This window comes from Pseudomonas sp. TUM22785 (assembly GCF_028198105.1).
GTDB classification, from domain to species: domain Bacteria; phylum Pseudomonadota; class Gammaproteobacteria; order Pseudomonadales; family Pseudomonadaceae; genus Metapseudomonas; species Metapseudomonas solani.
In genome coordinates this window covers 2,772,748-2,790,962 of the sequence record NZ_CP116239.1, presented here as the reverse complement: position 1 = coordinate 2,790,962, position 18,215 = coordinate 2,772,748, and the positions used below count along the sequence as shown (strand labels likewise).

12 protein-coding genes are annotated in these 18,215 nt (G+C 70.1%); 7 read left to right on the top strand and 5 right to left on the bottom strand.

The annotated features are described in order from the left end of the window. Window positions 1-102: 102 nt before the first annotated feature. From PI990_RS12880 to zapE, 5 genes are all read right to left on the bottom strand, one after another. A complete protein-coding gene (locus tag PI990_RS12880) occupies window positions 103-852 on the bottom strand; it encodes a substrate-binding periplasmic protein (protein ID WP_271660840.1) in 750 nt (249 codons plus the stop codon). Beyond that, entirely contained in the window at window positions 849-2,507 is a 1,659-nt protein-coding gene (locus PI990_RS12875; RefSeq protein WP_271660839.1) for an ATP-binding protein, read from the bottom strand. Before PI990_RS12875 ends, PI990_RS12880 begins: the two co-directional genes overlap by 4 nt. After that, complete coding sequence (locus PI990_RS12870) at window positions 2,504-3,964, bottom strand: DUF3369 domain-containing protein (RefSeq protein WP_271660838.1); 1,461 nt, start codon at window positions 3,962-3,964, stop codon at window positions 2,504-2,506. The genes PI990_RS12875 and PI990_RS12870 overlap by 4 nt, the downstream gene beginning before the upstream one ends. 417 nt (window positions 3,965-4,381) lie before the next feature. Next, window positions 4,382-8,752 carry a DEAD/DEAH box helicase gene (locus PI990_RS12865; RefSeq protein ID WP_271660837.1) on the bottom strand — a complete coding sequence of 1,457 codons (4,371 nt, stop codon included), beginning with the start codon at window positions 8,750-8,752 and terminating at the stop codon, window positions 4,382-4,384. 60 nt (window positions 8,753-8,812) lie between these two features. Further along, on the bottom strand, window positions 8,813-9,931 hold the full coding sequence (gene zapE, locus PI990_RS12860; protein ID WP_271660836.1) for a cell division protein ZapE: 1,119 nt from the start codon (window positions 9,929-9,931) through the stop codon (window positions 8,813-8,815). Window positions 9,932-10,136: 205 nt separating this feature from the next. On the opposite strand from zapE, the gene PI990_RS12855 reads away from it, so the two are divergent. The 7 genes from PI990_RS12855 to PI990_RS12825 all read left to right on the top strand — a co-directional run bounded on the left by PI990_RS12855 (window position 10,137) and on the right by PI990_RS12825 (window position 18,215). Beyond that, the gene (locus PI990_RS12855) at window positions 10,137-10,775 is read left to right on the top strand and encodes a hypothetical protein (RefSeq protein WP_271660835.1); all 639 of its coding nucleotides are present in this window, start codon (window positions 10,137-10,139) and stop codon (window positions 10,773-10,775) included. 407 nt (window positions 10,776-11,182) lie between these two features. Next, on the top strand, window positions 11,183-12,295 hold the full coding sequence (locus PI990_RS12850) for a tetratricopeptide repeat protein (RefSeq protein WP_271660834.1): 1,113 nt from the start codon (window positions 11,183-11,185) through the stop codon (window positions 12,293-12,295). A 200-nt stretch (window positions 12,296-12,495) separates the two neighbouring features. Next, window positions 12,496-13,137 carry a response regulator gene (locus PI990_RS12845; protein ID WP_021220942.1) on the top strand — a complete coding sequence of 214 codons (642 nt, stop codon included), beginning with the start codon at window positions 12,496-12,498 and terminating at the stop codon, window positions 13,135-13,137. Window positions 13,138-13,147: 10 nt separating this feature from the next. Next, window positions 13,148-15,265, top strand: a complete 2,118-nt coding sequence (locus tag PI990_RS12840; RefSeq protein WP_271660833.1) for an ATP-binding protein — start codon at window positions 13,148-13,150, stop codon at window positions 15,263-15,265. Window positions 15,266-15,361: 96 nt separating this feature from the next. Beyond that, a complete protein-coding gene (locus PI990_RS12835; protein ID WP_271660832.1) occupies window positions 15,362-17,011 on the top strand; it encodes a hypothetical protein in 1,650 nt (549 codons plus the stop codon). Between the two features lie 180 nt (window positions 17,012-17,191). Further along, window positions 17,192-17,515, top strand: coding sequence for a hypothetical protein (locus PI990_RS12830; RefSeq protein WP_043245918.1), 324 nt, complete (start codon window positions 17,192-17,194; stop codon window positions 17,513-17,515). Between the two features lie 178 nt (window positions 17,516-17,693). After that, the gene (locus PI990_RS12825) at window positions 17,694-18,215 is read left to right on the top strand and encodes a sigma-70 family RNA polymerase sigma factor (RefSeq protein WP_021220946.1); all 522 of its coding nucleotides are present in this window, start codon (window positions 17,694-17,696) and stop codon (window positions 18,213-18,215) included.

Genomic DNA, 18,215 nt, shown 5'->3' with positions numbered 1-18,215 from the left:
CCACAAAGAGCGCCCGCAGCGAGAACGGACAGGGTTGTGTTGGGCCTCGCTGCGCTCGGCGCCAACCTACGGCATGTGCCGTTGAAGGTCGGGGGTACCCCATCACTGCTGGTAACGCTTGCGGAAGTCCGCCTCCATGCTCGCGTAGCGCCCGCTCTTGTGCAGGGCCTGGAGGCCTGTTTCGAAGGCCTTGGCGATGCGCGCGCCGTCCGGGTGGGCCTTGGAGAAGGCCAGCCAGAAGCCGTCGGTCTGCAGCACGCCGGTGAGCTTCACCTTGCCGCGCAGGTGCGGGTCCTGGTTGATGCGCATGTAGCCCGGCATGGTGTTGAGCAGGATGTAGTCCACCCGCCCGGCCACCAGCATCTGCAGCAGCTGGCTGTCGGAGTTGGCGTTATAGCGGTGGATGGCCGGGTCCTCCATGAAGGAGGTCGGGTAGGTGTAGCCATTGGTGATGCCCACCACCTTGCCGGCCAGGTCCTTGGCGCCCATGTCGGTGCGCGGGTCGTCGGCGGGGCCGAAGATCGCCAGCCCCTCTTCGAACAACGGCGTCGGGTGCCAGATGTACTGGTCGCGGTTGGCGTCGGTGATGGTCACGTCGAAACAGGCCACCGCGCGGGTGCCCTGGGCGTAGAACAGGCAGCGGGAGAAGGGCACGGTGAGAAAATCCACCTCGATGTCCTGGGTGGCGAGGGCCGCGCGCACCAGGTCCACGGCGAAGCCCTGGGCCGAGGAACCATCGGTGCCGATGGAGGAGTACGGCGCCCAATCGTCCTCGGCGGCGATGGTCACGCGCTCGGCCCAGGCCGGCACGGACAGCAGGCTGCACAGCAGCGCGATCACCAGGGCTCTCATGCTTCACCCTCCACGGAATCGATGGACGTCGTGGCTTCATCGGCCATCGCCAGGCGGCGCGGCAGCCACAGCAGGAAGCGCACTCCGGCGCCCTCTTCGGAGTGGAACTCCAGGCGCCCCTGCAGTTTGCGGGTGACCAGGTTGTAGACGATGTTCAGCCCCAGCCCGGTGCCGCCGGTGCCGCGCCGGGTGGTGAAGAAGGGCTCGAAGATGCGCTCGTGCAGCTCCGCCGGCACCCCGCAGCCGTTGTCGCGGTAGTCCAGTTCGATGCCCTCCCCCTCGCTGCGCACCCGCAGCTCGATGTGCGCCTCGGGCGTTTCGGCGAAGGCATGGCGCACGCTGTTGATGATCAGGTTGGCCACCACCTGGGTCAGCACCCCCGGCAGGCTGCGCATGTGCAGGCCCGCTTCGCAGTCCAGTTGCACCGCCACCGGAACCTTGCGCGTCTCCGGGTGCAGGCTGGCGATCAGCGCCTCCAGCACCTGGCGCACCTCGAATTCGCAGCGGGCCTCGGACACCTGGTCCACCGCCGTCTGCTTGAAATCGCTGATCAGCTTGGCGGCACGGCCGATGTTGTTGGCCAGCATGCCGTTGCTGTCGTGGGCCAGCTCCAGCAGCGCCTGGAAGCTGTCGCTGGTGAGGGTCTGTGCCTGGAACTGGGTGCGCAGGTCCGACAGCGCCTCGGAGAGCACCGAGGACGCGGTCACCGCGATGCCCAGCGGCGTGTTCACCTCGTGGGCCACGCCCGCCACCAGGCCGCCCAGGGCCGCCAGCTTCTCCGACTCGATCAGCTGCCGCTGCGCCGCCTGCAACTGGCGCACGCTCTGGGACAGCTCGCGGGTGCGTTCGGCGACGGTGGATTCGAGCTGGTCGGAATAGAACTTCAGCTTGCCCTCGGCCTCGCGCACCTGGCGCAGGTTGTCGCCGATGGCCTGCAGGTGCTGGTTGGTGGAGCGCACCAGCACGCCGATCTCGTTGTCGGCGTGGCCGGGGGGCTCCTGCAGGCGGGTGGTTTCCGGTGCGTCGATGTCCACCCGGGCGATGGACAGGATCAGGCTGCGCAGCGGTCGCGTCACCCACAGGTAGAACACCAGCAGCAGGATGGCGGAGATGGCCAGGGCGTAGAACAGGCTGCTCAGCAGGGTGATCAGCGCACGGTCGAGAAAGTCCCGCCCGTAGCGGTAGGTGTCCACTTCCACCTGCAGGCTGCCCAGCTCCTCGCGCTGGCCGGCACCGGGCAGGTCGGCCTGCAAGGGCCACTGGAAATGCAGGGTGGCACCGAACAGCAGGTCGTTGAGGCGCCGCCCCTCCTGCGCGCCCAGCTCGCGGTGGTGCTCGGCGAACACCTTGCCCTCGGGCAGCAGGATGCGCGCCGAGGCCAGGGCCGGTTGCTTGAGCATGCCGCTGAGCAGGTCGCTGGCGGTGCGCGGGTCGAGGCTGAAGACCACCGCCGTGACCGGCTCGCGCACCATGTCGAAGAGGGCCTGCATGTCGTCTTCGGGCTGCGCGCGGGCGCGGTAGTAGTCCAGGCCCACCTGCACCACGCTGATAGCCAGGCCGAGCAGGCAGGCGCACAGCAGGTTGATGCGTACCAGGCTGGAAGACAGGCTGCGGCCGATCCGCGACGGCGCGGGTCGCTGGAAGGCCGGGTTCATGAATGGGGCTCGTCCGGGTAGCGCTCGCGGATGGCCAGGAACTCCTCATGATTGGCCAGCAGCAGGTCCACCAGGTGTGGGTCGAAGTGGGCGCCGCGCTCGGCACGGATCAGCTCCAGCACCTGCTCGGGGGTCCAGGGTTCCTTGTAGCTGCGCCGCGACCCCAGGGCATCGAACACATCGGCCAGGGCAACGATGCGCCCGCTCAGGGGAATGTCCTCCCCCTCCAGCCCGCGCGGGTAGCCGCGGCCGTCCCAGCGCTCATGGTGGCTGCCGGCGATCACCGCCCCCACGCGCATCAGCTCGCGGCGCGAACGCTGGAGGATGTCGACGCCGAAGTCGACGTGCTTCTTCATCAGCGCCCATTCGGCCTCGTCGAGCTTGCCGGGCTTGTGCAGGATGGCGTCGGGGATCGCCACCTTGCCGATGTCGTGCAGGGGAGACGCGTGCTGGATCAGCTGCACCTCGCGCTCGGGCAGGCCATGCAGGCGCGCCAGCAGCTCGCTGAACAGCGCCACCCGCTGCACGTGGGCGCCGGTCTCCTTGCTGCGCACCTCCACCGCGTTGGCCAGGGTGTAGACCAGCTCCTTGGAGGTGGCTTGCAGGTCCTCCATCAGGTGGATGTTCTCGAAGGTGATGGCCACGCTGCGCACGTAGATTTCCAGCAGTTGCCGGTCCAGGTCGCTGAGCGGCTCCACATGGGTGACGTAGAGCAGGCTCGCCCCGCCCCGGTCGTTGCGGCGGAACAGCACGTAGGCATCGTCGAAGTGCTGCGAAGCGCCCAGTTGCAGCACCTGGTCGAAACGCTGGACCACCATGGGCGGCAGCGTCTCCAGCGCCGAGTCCGGCTCGTAGTGGACGAACTCTCCGGTGGCCGCCAGGGTGCGGGTCTGCGGCTCGTGGTCGACGGTGCGGATCAGGCAATAGAGCGCCGAGTCGCCCAGGCACAGCAGCGAGGTGAGCTGCTCCAGCACCGTGGACGAGAACAGCTTGAGGGTGGCGGCGTTCTGCACCTGGGCGCAGGCCTCCAGCACATTGCTCAGGCCCTTGCGCTGGGCGTCGATCACCCCCAGGTCGCGGTAGGCGCGAAGCATGGAATAGAGCAGGGTGCGCAGCTTCTGGGTAGTGAGCTCGGTCTTCTCCTTGTAGTCGTCCACCTCGTATTCGCGGATGACCTGGTCCTCCGGCGCCTGGCCGGCCTGCCCGGTGCGCAGCACCAGGCGCGTCATGCGGTTGTCGCACTCCTCGCGCAGGTAGCGCACCAGGTCCAGCCCGGCGTGCTCGGTTTCCATCACCACGTCCACCAGGGCCAGGGCGATGTCGCCGCGCTGGCGGAAGGTCTCCCGCGCCTCCGCCGCCGAGTAGGCCGACAGCAGCTCCAGCGGCCGCTGCTGGAACTCGAAGCCGCGCAGAGCCAGCCGGGTTACCGCGTGGACCTCCGGGTCGTCGTCGATCACCAGCACGCACCAAGGGGCCAATGACCGGCTAGCGGGTGAAGGCGAAGATGGCGAAGCGGGGGTGGCGAAAAAATCCATTGCTCTTACTCCTCGAACGAGCCCAAAAAGAGCATAGCTGCCGCCGAAAAGTACCAAGGCCCGATCAAGCGGTAACGTCTGAAAATGTTCGATGAAAAGGCTGAATAGATCCCATCCCCGCGCAAAAACCAGGCCCAGAACACGAAGCCGACCGCTGCGTAGGGTGGATGGCGCTCTTTTCATCCACCGGCGGTACCCCAGGCAAACGCGGTGCCACGTAGGTTGGGTTGAGGTACGAAGCCCAACGCAACACGGCCGAACCCTGCATCGTTGGGCCTCGCTACGCTCGGCGCCAACCTACGCACCGTGCCATGGCAGGCCAGGTGCAACCCGACGGTTTTAAGGCAGTAGCGTCATGCGCCTGGCGCCATGGCCCTGGAGGGCGCTGGCGGTGGGTTGGCGGATGAGCGCGGCCTGCCACTCGGCGGCGCTGAAGCCATCGGCCGCCTGCAACAGGTTGACCTTGCCGGCCACCAGGGTCGCCACCGGCACGCCGTCGCGCAGCAGCAGGCGGTTGCCCACCACGGCGGGCACCTTGGCGCCCGGCAGCAGCGTGCCCAGCAGGTTGAGCGGGTCGCAGGCGGAGAACCCCACCAGCTCGCCCGTCAGCGGCCGCTTGCGCACCTCGCGCAGCAGGCCGACCGCATCGGGCAGGGCGAACTGCTCGCCCGCCACACCGGCGACGAATCGCCCGCCGCGCACCTCTCCCCGCGCCTCCAGGCGGTGATAGACGCGCAGCAGCTCGCGCCAGCTGGGCAGCCAGTCCGCCTCCCGCTCCAGCAGGCGCCAGCAGACCACGCCGTAGCGGCGCAGCAAGGTGCGGGCGACATGCTCCAGGGCCTCGGCGGGCGGTGCGCCCCCCTCCTCGCCCCGGCCCCGCAGTAGCGACCAGCGCCCGGCGTCCTGCATGTTCGCCAGCGCCAGGCGCGCGCGGCGGTCGTTGCGGCTGCGCCGTGCGGCGGGCAGCAGCAGCGAGCGCAGGCCGGCGAAGCTGTCGGCACTGGCCAGCCCCAGGGCCACCAGCTCGCCGAGGCAATCCTCCAACTCGCTGCGCAACAGGCGGGTCTCGTCCAGCAATTCATCGAAGAACAACGCACCCTGCCCGGCCAGCACCTCACGCACACAGGCCGCGCGGGGCGACGGCTCGGCCACCGGCCCGGCGCCGGCACAGGCCCGCCAGGTGCCCTGGCTCTTGCGTGGCAGCAGCAGGATCGGCGTGCTGCGCAAGGGCCCGCTGGAAGCACGCGCCGGGGCGGCCAGGCGGCTCCAGGCGATGCGCCCGGAGCGGCACAGGTCGTCCAGCCAGTTGATGCCGTAGTCCGCCACCCGCGTCGGCAGCAGCTCGGCCTCCCAGGCCGCCGCAGCGGCCTGGTAGCCCTCCAGCAAACCCAGCACCCCGCCCAGGGCTTCGGCCCCGCGCAGACGGGTGCCCACCGAGAGGTGCTGCCAATCGCAAAGAAAGCGCATGAAATCGGCCGGCTCCACCGGTTCGATCTCCCGCCGCAGGCGCTTGACCGTGTAGCGATGGATGCGCGCCAGCAGGTGCCGCTCGCACCACTCGTCCGCCGCCACACCCGGGCTGAAGCGGCCACGCAGCACATGCCCTTCGCGCTCCAGCGCGGCCAGGGCGAAGGCGATATCACCCGGTGCCTGGCGCAAGTCGGTAGCCAGGCGTGCCAGGGTCAGCGGGCCGAACCCGCCCAGGCGCGAGCGCACCAACTCCACCAGTGCGGCCTCGGCCTCCCAGGGCCGGTCATGGCCCGCCGGGGCGACGATGGCGGGCTTCAACGAGCCCAGCGGGTGCAGGGCCAATAGCTGTGGCAGGCGCTCGGCGGCGAGCCAGAACGCCGGGCGATCTTCCAGGTGCAGGCAAGCGGCTCGACGGGCCTTGGCCAGTTGCGCCAGCCAGCCCGCCCAACTGTCGTTGGCCGCGACTTCCTCAGGAGTGACACAACCCAGCGCCAGCAGCGCCTCGTGCATCTCGTCGGCATCGCGCACCCGGGGCCAGGCTTCCTCGGCGACGGCGACGATGGCCTCGGCATCCAGGGCGCCGAGGTCGTCGGCGGATTCCGGGTCGCTCCAGCGGCGGTTCTGTACCGCCTGGGTACGGCGCTCTTCCAGCGGCGCGTCGTCGAGAAAGGCGTAAGGCCGCGCGCCGAGGATTTCCGCCGCCAGCGCCGAGGGCGCCGGCAGGTCGCGGGCCACCAGCTCGACGGCGCCGCTTTCCATGCGCCGCAGCAGGGCCAGCCAGGCTTCGGCGTCCATGGCCTCGTGCAGGCAGTCGTCGAGGGTCTGCGCCACCAGCGGGTGGTCGGGCACCTCGCGCTCGCCCACCAGGTTCTCCTGGCAGGCCACCTGGTCGGGGAAGACGCTGGCCAGCAGGTCTTCGCTGCGCATGCGCTGCAGCTGCGGCGCCACCTTGCGGCCCCCGGAGGCACGGGGCAGGCCCAGGGCGCAGGTGGCGTTCCAGCGCCAGCGCACGCCGAACAGCGGCGCGTCCAGCAGCGCCTGGATCAGCAGGTGCTCGGCGCTGTTGGAGTGCAGGTAGCGCCACACCTCGTCCAGCGGGAAGCTGTGGCTGGTGGACAGCGACAGCACCAGGGCGTCTTCGGTGGCGGCGGCCTGCAGCTCGAAGTTGAAGCTGCGGCAGAAGCGCTTGCGCAGCGCCAGCCCCCAGGCGCGGTTGACCCGGCTGCCGAGGGGCGAATGGATGACCAACTGCATGCCGCCGGATTCGTCGAAGAAGCGCTCCATCACCAGGCAATCGCGGGTCGGCAAACGGCCCAGGGCGGCACGGGCGCGGGCCAGGTATTCCACCATCTGCCGGGCCGCCGCCGGGCTCAGGCCACGCTCGGCCACCAGCCAGTCGATGACCGGCTGCAGCTCGCCGTCACTCGCCACCAGCTTCTGCTCGATCTCGCCGCGCAGGCGCGCGACCCCGGCGGACAGCTCGTCGCTGCGCCCCGGCGCCTCGCCCAGCCAGAAGGGGATGCTCGGCGGCTGCCCGGCGGCGTCCTCCACCCGCACCCGCCCGGCCTCGATGCGCAGGATGCGGTAGGACTGGTTGCCCAGCTGGAACACATCGCCGGCGATGCTCTCCACGGCGAAGTCCTCGTGCACCGTGCCCACCTGCATGCCCTGGGGCTCCAGCAGCACGTTGTAGTCGCCGGCATCGGGGATGGTGCCGCCGGAGGTCAGCGCCACCAGCCGCGCCGAGCGCCGCCCCCGCAGGCGGCGGTTGACCGCATCACGGTGCAGGTAGGCCGCGCGCACGCCGGCGCGGCCGTTGTAGCCCTCGGCGAGCATAGCCAGCACCGCCTCGTAGCGGGCCCGGCTCAGTTGCGCATAGGGCGCGGCGCGGGTCATCAGGGCGAACAGCGCATCCTCGTCCCACTCCTGGCTGGCCACCTCGGCGACGATCTGCTGGGCCAGCACATCCAGCGGCTGCCGGGGGATCACCAGGCTGTCCAGCTCGCCCCGGCGCACGCAATCGAGCAACGCCGCGCATTCGATCAGGTCGTCCCGCGACTGCGGGAACAGGCGCCCCTTGGGCGTGCCACCGACGCTGTGGCCGGAACGCCCGACACGCTGCAGGAAGGCGGCGATGCTGCGCGGCGACCCCAGCTGGCAGACCAGCTCGACATCGCCGATATCGATGCCCAGTTCCAGGGAAGCGGTGGCCACCAGCACCCGCAGTTCGCCGCGCTTCAGGCGCTGCTCGGCGTCCAGGCGCAGCTCGCGGGCCAGGCTGCCGTGGTGGGCGGCGACGGCGGTATTGCCCAGGCGTTCGGAGAGGTGCCGCGCGGCACGCTCGGCCAGGCGCCGGGTGTTGACGAACACCAGCGTGGTGCGGTGCTCGGCCACCAGCAGCGCCAGGCGGTCGTAGACCGTTTCCCAGGCGTCGTTGCTCATCACTGCCTCCAGCGGCAGGGGCGGCACCTCGATGGCCAGGTCGCGCTCGCGGCTGTAGCCAACGTCGACGATCAGGCAATCGCGGGACGGCGCCGGGGCCTCGCCACTGGCAGGGTTGCCGCCGAGGAAACGCGCCACCGCCTCGATGGGCTTTTGCGTGGCGGATAAGCCGATGCGCTGCAACGGCCGGCCACAGAGGCTTTCCAGGCGCTCCAGGCTCAGCGCCAGGTGGCTGCCGCGCTTGCTCCCGGCGATGGCGTGGATCTCGTCGACGATCAGGCTGCGGCAGCTGGCGAGCATGGCCCGCCCGGAGGCGGAACCGAGCAGTACATAGAGGGACTCGGGCGTGGTCACCAGGATGTGCGGCGCGCGCTTGCGCATGGCCTGGCGCTCGCCCTGGGGCGTATCGCCGGTGCGCACCGCCGTGCGGATCTCCACGTCGCCCAGGCCCTGGCGCTGCAATTCCTCGCGGATGCCGGCCAGGGGCTCGTCGAGGTTGATGCGGATGTCGTTGGACAGCGCCTTGAGCGGCGACACATAGACCACGAAGCAGGCATCCGGCAACCCGCCCTCGGCCAGGCCCTGCTCCACCAGTTCGTCGATGGCGGCGAGAAAGGCCGTGAGGGTCTTGCCGGAACCGGTGGGCGCGGCCACCAGGGTCGAGCGCCCGGCGCGGATGGCCGGCCAGGCTTGGGCCTGGGCCGGGGTGGGCGCGGCGAAACGCCCGGCGAACCAGGCCCGCACGGCCGGGTGGAAGTCGGCCAGGGCGCTGGCGACGGTGGGGGAAGTCGGCTTCATGCCGGCCAATATGCGGCCGGCCGGGCAGCCCCTCAAGGGCCGCCCATCGCAGGCGCGGGCTCAGCCCTGGCCGAAGCGCGCCAGCTGCATCTCGCGCAGGCGGCTGAGGGTGCGGCGGAAGGGGAACTCCAGCCAGCCTTCGGTATAGAGCTGCTCCAGCGGCACCTCGGCCTCGATATAGAGGGGCACGCGGCGGTCGTAGCACTCATCCACCAGGGCGATGAAGCGGCGCACGCCGTCGTCCAGGGGCGACAGCTGCGGCAACTGGCGGTCACCGGCCACCACGCGCTCGGCGGCGTCCTCGGTGCCCCGGGCGATACGCCCCTCGCGGCGTGCCGCCCCCAGGCGCGGCACCGCGCCAAGGAGGATGGTGCTGAAGCGGTCGCACAGGGCGATGAAATCCAGCGCCGCCAGGGGCGACTCGCACAGGGCGGCGTAATCGCACCAGAGCACCTGCGGGCCCTGGCGGTGCACGGGGATGTCGCGGTGGCCCAGGTGCAGCGGCGCGGCATGGCTCGCGGCAGCGTCCTCGAGTTCGGCGAACAGCCCCGCCAGCACGCTCGGCTGGCCCGGCTCGCTCACCCAGTAGCGCTGCTGCGCCTTGCCGGGGTGCAGGCGGTGGTCCTGGCCGCCATCCACCCCGACCACCTGCATGTGCCGCTCGATGGCCTCGATGGCCGGGACGAAGCGCTGGCGGTTGAAGCCGTCGGCGTAGAGCTGGGTCGGCGGCTGGTTGGAGGTGGCCACCAGCACCACGCCTTCCTCGAACATCACCTGCAGCAGGCCGCCGAGGATGATGGCGTCGCCGATGTCGCTGACGAACAGCTCGTCGAAGCACAGCACCCGCACCTCCCCCGCCAGCTCGCGGGCCAGGGCGCGCAGCGGGTCGGCGGTGCCGGTCAGGGCGAACAGGCGCTGGTGCACCCAACGCATGAAGTGGTGAAAGTGCAGACGCCGGGCGGGCACCTGCAGGCTCTGGTGGAAACGGTCCAGCAGCCAGGTCTTGCCGCGCCCCACCGGGCCCCATAGATAGACGCCGGCGATGCCGTCCTCGCCCTGGTGCAGGGCCCGCTGGCAGGCCTCCAGCAAGGTGGCCGCGTGCAGCTGCGCGGCGTCGGGCGCGAACCCCAGGTCATCCACCGCGTGCCGATAGGCCGCCAGTGGCGATAAGCCTTCCATTCCCTCTCCCGCTCCGGTTGCGAATCGGGCGGCAGTCTACAAGGTTGCGGCAAGGGGGCGGCAAAGAGAGGGGCGCGAGCGGCAATTCCTTGCCGCCCGGCGACCACGACGCCGACGGCAGAAGGCTCTGGAACGGGCGTTCCAGCCCTTGGCACAGGCCTTGCTGCACAGCCGCCCACAAGGACTTCCTAGGGATGGATTCAGCATGAGCCTCTTCGGCACCGGCCTCTCCGGCCTCGATCGCTCCAAACTGCAGGACATGACGCACACGCTCAAACTCGTGCGTTATGGCGACGGTCGCCCGGTCCCCCCGCAAACCACAGAACCGACCGCCACCCCGCAGCCGAACCAGGCCAAGCCCACGCCCAAGGTCGACCAGGCCGCCGCCCAGCGCGACGCCGCCTACGACGAAGCCTTCGCCCGCATACGCGTGAGCATGCAGAGCGGCAGCCTGGATGGCAGCACCTCGGCCAGCGGCGCCGACACGCTCACCAACGACGTCTACGCCGATGCCGAAAGCGCCGCCGCCAGCGTGGGCACGCCCACCCAAAGCGCCGCCGCCCAGGAATTCCATGACTACATGAACAAGTCCGCCGGCGAGAAGATGCGCGACAAGATCCTCAAGGAACTGGGCCTGACCGAAGAAGACATCGACGCCATGCCGCCGGAGCAGCAGGAGCAGATCGAGAAGCAGATCGCCCAGCGCATGACCGAACTCACCGCCATCCAGCAGGAAGAAGAGCTGCGCAAACGCGGCGTCGACCTGGTCTCCCTCAACACCGAAGACCCGCGCCTGCGGGCCATGCTCAACCCCTCCACCCGCGCGGGCATGCTCGGCAGCTAACGCCGGGCAACCCGCCCATCCCAACCCCGTAGGGTGGCGTAGAGCGCAGCGAAACCCACCATCGCGCCCCACCAGGCACCGTCGTGCCCGCTCCGGTGGGAGCGAATTCATTCGCGATGGAGCACCCGCCCACTCACCGCCCAGTGCCGGCGGCAGGTCTTTCGCGGCTGAAGCCGCTCCCACAAGGGCGCGCGCAGCGAGACCGAACCTCAATGCCCCAACCTGCCGTAGGGTGGGCTTCAGCCCACCAATGGCCCACGCAGACGCAAATCCCCCACCCCGCCTCGCCAGCCTGACGTACGGCACCCTCAATTCCGCTCTGCAGCTTGGATCGGGCGCCGCACTCTGGAATGCTATGCAGCCTCCGACCCGTCTCCCGCAATGGTTTCAAGGCTCCGAACGTTCCCATGAAGATGCGTTTTACCCTGCTTCTGCTCGCCGCCGTGTTCGCCGCCGGCTGCAGCTCCGGCTTCCAGCCGCTCAAATCCAAGCCCGCCGTCATGTCGGGTAATCACCCCCTGCCGCCGGAAGACCCGGTCTATGGCGTGCCCAGCTACGAAGCGCCGCTGGTGTGGGTCGCCGAGGCCCCGGACGAGGTGCAAGGCAGCACGCGCAATATCGAGCCGCGCCCGGAGCCGGCCCAGGAAGCGCTGGCCCAGGCCATGGTCGCCGAGCAGATCGGCGACACCGAAACCATGCTGGCGCACCTGCAGGAAGCCGCCGACGCCGGCAACGCCCGCGCCCACTACGAGCTGGCCCGTCACTACCTCAGCGGTGAAGGCGTGCCCACCGACCAGGCCGCGGCCCTCGACCACCTCAGCCAGGCCGATGCCCTGGGCAGCGCCGAGGCCAGCCGCGTGCTGGCCTGGAACTACCTGCGCGGCACCGGCGTGCAGCAGGACGTGGAATACGGCACGCGCCTGATGGAGAAGGCCGCCCGCAGCAGCGACCGTGCCCTGCGTGAAGTCAGCCTGCTCTACCTCAACACCTGCGAGCCCTTCCTCAACAACCCCGAGCGCGGCCTGGCCCTGCTCAAGGTGGCCAGCGACGCCGGTGACAGCATCTCCGGCCCGCTCTACCAGCTCGCCCTGCGCCAGCAGGAAGGCCAGCCCATCGAAGCCTCGGTGGTCCAGGCCCACGAGCCGCTGCCGTGCCTGGCGTCGAGCATCGCCGCACCGGCCGAGCGCGACGCCACCGCCATCGCCCTGAACGCCGAGCCAGCCGAAAACGAAGCCGCCGCCGAAGCCACCAAGCTCGCCGCCCTCTCCGGCGATCTCGACGCCATGGTCCTCTACGCCGAGAAGCTGCTCAGCGGCGAATACCCCTCGACCCAGCCGGAGCTGGAGTCCTACACCTGGTTCGCCGTGGCCGCCAACCGGGGCAGCGGCCCCGCCGCCGAGCGCATCGCCGGCCTGGCGCCCATCCTGCAGAACGCCGAACAGCAGCAGCCGGGGCTGGTGGGCTCGATGATCGCGGCGCTGGACAACGCCATCCAGCCGCCCCAGCAGCAGGTCCAGTAAGCACTGCCACCCCTGAAGGGCGTCGTCCCATTCCCGACGCCCATCACTTTTCCGTAAGACTTCAGCACCCCGGTGGGAAGCGCCCGACGACAAATGTCGGATTGCTCCGATTCCTACCCAACTGCAGCCGGGGTCCGTTTCCTGCGCCCCCGCCATCCCTACCATGTGCGCCGCCCCCACCCAGCGAGCCCCGGTAGCAGATGCACAGACGTACCCTGATAGTCGACGACCACCCCATCACCCTGATCGGCCTGCGCGCCCTGCTGAGCCGCGAAAGCTCGTTGCAGATCGTCGGCGAAGCCCACAGCGCCGACGGCCTGCTGGACCAGCTCGCCAGCCACCCCTGCGAGCTGCTGGTCACCGACCTGATGATGCCGGACAGCCACCAGGCGGACGGCCTGCGCCTGATCGAGCAACTGCGCCGGCGCTACCCGCAGCTGGCGATCATCGTCGTCACCATGCTCGACAACCCGGCCCTCGCCGCCTCCCTGCTCAAGCTCGGCATCCAGGGCCTGGTGAGCAAGCGCGGGCTGCTCGCCGATCTGCCCCGCGCCCTGGCCGCCAGCGCCACGCGTCCCTTCGTTTCCGCCTCCCTGCGCCGCCTGTTGCAGATAGGCGAAGCCGCCCACGGCAAGCCCCTGGCGCGCTTCGACGAACTCTCCCCCCGCGAGGCGGAAGTGCTGCGCCTGTACGGCAGCGGCCTGGCCATCGGCGAAATCGCCCAGCGCCTGTGCCGCAGCAAGCAGACCATCAGCGCGCAGAAGACCAGCGCCATGCGCAAGCTCGGCCTGGACACCAACGCCGCGCTGTTCCTCTACATCCAGGAAAACGGCCTGGCCTGAGGAACACGACATGCCCACGCTCACCCTGCGCGCCCTGGCCCTGCTCGGCCTGTGCCTCACCGCCCTGTCCAACGCCTGGGCCTACTCGGTCACCTGGCCCCTGGACACCCCCGAGCCCTCACCGCCCCTGCGCCACGAGATGCCGGAGAACCTCGGCCACCTGCTGGTGCTGGTACTGGTGGTGATCATCCTCTCGCTGCTTTGGAACTGGCGCCTGCAACGCCAGGTGCGCCAGCGCCAGGCGGCCCAGGCCCAGCTCAGCGACCAGCTGGCCTTCCAGTTCTCCCTGCTCAACGGCCAGCCCACGCCGCTCTACGTGCGTGACCTGCAAGGCCGCCTGAGCAGCTGCAACCGCGCCTACGAGCAGTTCTTCGCCAGCTCCCAGGAGGAAATGCACGGCACCACGCCGCGCCAGCAGGGCATGTGCCGCGCCCTGGCGGATGCCCTGGAAGGCGGCATGCTGGAGGTGCTGGAAAGCCGCCAGCCACGCTTCTTCGACAGCTGCACCGAGGAGGCCGGCGAGCCGCGCCACCTATACCAGTGGCAGGTGCCCTTCTACAGCGCCCGGGGCAAGTTGCTCGGCGTGCTCGGCGGCTGGATCGACATCAGCGACCGCAAGGAGCTGGAAACCCGCCTGCGCGACGCCCAGCGCCAGGCCCTGGACGCCAGCGCGGCCAAGGGCCGCTTCCTCGCCACCATGAGCCACGAGCTGCGCACCCCGCTCAACGCCCTGGTGGGCCTGCTGGAGCTGGAAAGCCGCGCCCGCCCGGAGTCGAGCAACCTGCGCATCGCCCGCCAGTCCGCCGACGCGATGATCGACCTGGTGGGCGACATCCTCGACCTCGACCGCATCGAGAACGGCCGCATGCAACTGGCGCCGCGCCCGGTGGAACTGGCCGCGCTGCTGCGGGAGTGCCTGGAACTGTTCGCCGCCCGCGCCCGGGAAAAGGGCCTGGCGCTGCAACTGGACTGCCCCTTGCCGGCCCACCGCCTGTACCGCGTCGACCCGCTGCGCCTGCGCCAGGTGCTGCATAACCTCCTGGCCAACGCCATCAAGTTCACCGGCACCGGCAGCGTGCGTCTGCAAGGGCACCTGCGGGACACCACCCCGGGCAGCAGCCTGCTCACCCTTTATGTGGTGGACGACGGCATCGGCATTCCCCACAGCGTGCAGGCGCGGATCTTCGAGCCCTACCGCCAGGGCTGCGCCGAAGTCACCCAGCTGCATGGCGGCTCGGGGCTCGGCCTGCACATCTGCCGCCAGCTGGTGCAACTGATGGGCGGTCGCATCGGCCTCGACAGCGAACCGGGCCAGGGCTGCCGCGTCACCCTCGAACTGCCTCTTGACTGGCGCCCCGCCCCCTCCGGGCAGCATCGCCCGGCGTCCCGACCAGCCGGTGAGCACAGCCCGCGGCTGCGGGTGCTGGTGGTGGACGACCTCTCCATCAATGCCCTGGTGCTGCAACAGCAATTGCACAGCCTCGGCCACAGCGCCCAGGTGCTGACCGACGCGCGCCGGGCCCTGGCCACCTGGGCCGCAGACGACTTCGACCTGCTGATCACCGACTGCAACATGCCCGACATGGACGGCTACCAACTGACCCGCGCCGTGCGCGAGCGTGAACGTGAGATCGGCCGCGCGCGCCAGCGGATCATCGGCTACAGCGCCAGCGCCCTGGCCGGCGAGGCCGAACGCTGCCGCGAGGCCGGCATGGACGAACTGCTGGTCAAGCCCGTGACCCTGGCGCGCCTGGAAGCCGCCCTCGCCGGGGGCGACCCGGCTGCCATCAAGGCACAGCCCCCTGCCCCGGCCTTCGACCTCGGCCACCTGGAAGGCCTCGACCCGACACTCGCCAAACGCCTGCTCGGCGAGCTGGCACGCAACCTCGAAGACGAGCTGCAGCGCCTGGCCACGCCCCTGTCTCCAGAGCGCCAGGACCTTATCGGCCAATGCGTGCACCGCCTCTCCGGGCTCGCCTGCACCGTCGATGCAACGGGGCTGCTGCGCGCCTGCAACGCGCTGCGCCAGGCCGGCGACGACGCCCCGCGCCTGCTGCGCTGCCAGGCGCTGCTGGTGGCCGAACTGCAGCGCATGCTCGGCGAGGTGCGTGAACGCAACGCCGCCTGAACCGCGTCGACTGCGTCGTGCTCCTGACGCGCCGTGATTGCCGCGAGCCGGTGGTTGCGGTAAGAGGTGCTCTTTTCGCAGTCGCCGTCACACACGATGAAAAACTGGATCGCCACCTTCTTCCGCATCGTCAGGGACGACAAGGGCCAGACGCAGGGCTACCCCATTCCCTGGGCCATCGAGCGCCCCAGCCTGTACGCCTTCCTCGCCGCCTATGCCGACAGCCCCGAGGGCCTGCCGGACAGCGAGCTCACCCTGCCCGACGAGGCGCCGCCCGGTGAAGGCAGCGAACTGCGCTGGGCACCCGGTGCCCTCGACGGCGTGCTCGGCCACCATGCCTCGGCCGATGACATGGACACCGCCAACGAGGTGATGGCCGCCCTGCTCGCCACCCTCGACGACCCCACCCGGCACATGGCCCGCCTCTACCAGCTGGTGGCCGACGGCAGCGTGCTCGGCTTCATCGACCAGCTCGTCGAGCGCCTGCAGCAGCGCCCCGGCCTGCCCCGCGCACGGCTCCACGCCCTGGCCCTGTGGCTGGCGCGCAGCAGCCCGGACCGTGGCGCGGTGAAGTTCGCCCTGGCCCTGCTCGGCGTGCTCGACAGCGGCAGCCAGCGCGAGCTGTTCCTCACCTTCGGCCAGCACGAGGAATTCACCCTCTTCGCCACCATCGCCCTGGGCCACACCCTGGCGCCGCCGGAGCGCGAACGCGCCTGGTGGGCGCTGGCGCGCAAGGTGCGGGGCTGGGGGCGCATCCACCTGGTGGAGCGCCTCGCCGAGAACCCCTCGCCCGCCGTGCAGGACTGGCTGCTGCGCGAGGGCTACCAGAACTCGGTGATGGTGGAATACCTCGCCTACCCCTGCGCCGTGGGCGGCAACCTGCTGGCGGCCCTCAGCGGCCAGGACGTGGACGACGCCCTGCTCGACGGCGCCGTGGAAATGATCGAGGCGCTGATCAACGGCGGCCCCGCGCGGGACATCAACGACTACGCCGACGGCACCGAAGCGGTGCTGCACCTGCTCGACCACCTGGCCCGGCGGCCGCCGCGCCACCTGGGGCACTTCCTCGCGGTGGAAGGCATCCTCGATTTCGTCCGCGACCCCAACCAGGACTGGGACGGCCTCGCCGGCCACGGCTGGACCCAGGCCAGCCGCGACGACATCGCCCGCCGCGCCGAGGCCATCCGCAACGACCCGCACTGGTCGGCGCTGGTGCACGCCGGCCTGGAGCAGGAAGAGGAACGCGCCTTCTGGCTCGCCGCCCACGCCGGCAAGCGCCTGGACATCGACCCCTGGGACGCCTGGTACGAACGCCAGCGCAGCCAGCGCTCCTCGGCCTGGTACCAGCTGATGCAGACCAGCGACCCGCAGCGCATCACCCGGGTCATCGACCTGGCGCGCCAGCAGCTGGACCTCGAACACATCGCCAGCGGCCCGAGCAACGCCCTCGGCCTGGGCCCCGAGTACCGCCAGCACAGCGCCCTGGACTTCATCCTCCAGGACCTCGGCCGCTTCCCCGTGCAGGGCTGGGACCTGGTCGCCACCGGCCTCGCCAGCCCGGTGGTGCGCAACCGCCACATGGCGCTCAAGACCCTCGCCGCCTGGGGCCGCAACCAATGGCCGGCGGACGCCCTGCAACTGCTGCGGCGCACCCTCGACCGCGAGCCCGAGCAAAGCGTGCGCGACCGCATCGCCGAGCTGCTGCAGCCGCAGCTGGTGGAAGCCCCGTCCCGCGACGCCGACTGACGCCCTCCCCGCACCTTGCAAATTGCCAAGGCCTGAAGGGGCCGCTCATGCACTTTGCACGGGTGCCGGCGCTGCGCTTATAGCCAATGGCTTGATTCTGCTGGGCTGGCGGCCCGTGCCCGGTTGGCACGGCGGCTGCAACAGGCTGCTGCGCTGACTAAAACAATGGAGGCACAGCCCATGTTCACCGCCATCAAGGAAATCTACGAAGCCTTTCCCGACCACGCCGTCGCCATCACCCCACGCAGCGACGGCAAGTGGCTGCTGACCCTGAGCAAGGGCGGCGTGCAGGAGCTGAGCCGCGAGTTCGATGGCGAGGCGGCCTTCAGCCAGCGGCGCATCCGCTGCCTGATCCGCGAGGTGGCCGAGGAGATGCTCCTGGTCGCCTGCGTGGATGCCATGTGCAAGCAGCGCAAGCTGGGCGAGCTGCCCGGCTTCATCGGCTCGCCGCTGCAACTGGGCAACGCCGCACGCGGCATGGAACGGCGTGGGCTGTCGCGCTGACCGCCAGCGGCGGCATCCAGGCGGGGCCCGCAAGGGCCCGACGCCAGGCCATGGAGTAGCGAAGCCGAAGAGAAGGGCAACGACGAAGACGGATTGCGGGGCGTAAAGCCGACCCGTATAGTTGCCACTAATTCTCATTCGCGAACGAGCGCATCCCGCGCCGGACACCCCGCTCTCGATGCCGTCGACCAACGCCCCCTTCCACGATTTCTACCTCAGCCATTCCGCCTGGCTGCTGGGTTTTCTGCGCCGTCGCCTGGGCAGCGGCTTCGATGCCGCCGACCTGATGCAAGACACCTTCCTGCGCGTGCTGCTGCGGCCCCGCACCTTCGACGGCGCCACGGGCGAGCGCTCCTACCTGGCCACCATCGCCCGCGGCCTGTGCATCGACCACTGGCGGCGCCGGCAGCTGGAGCAGGACTGGCTCGAGGCCATGGCCGCCCGCCCGGAACCGCTGCAAGCCTCCCCCGAGCAGCAGGCGCTGATCATCGAGACCCTGCACGAAGTCGACGCCATGCTCCTGCGCCTGCCGCACAAGGTGCGCCGTGCCTTCCTCATGGCCCAACTGGACGACATGCCCTACCGCGAGATCGCCCTGGCGATCGGCGTCTCCGAACGCATGGTGAAGAAGTACCTGGCCCAGGCCTTCCTCCACTGCGCGGTGCTGGAGGCAGAGCTCGACGGCCTGCTGGTGGAATGA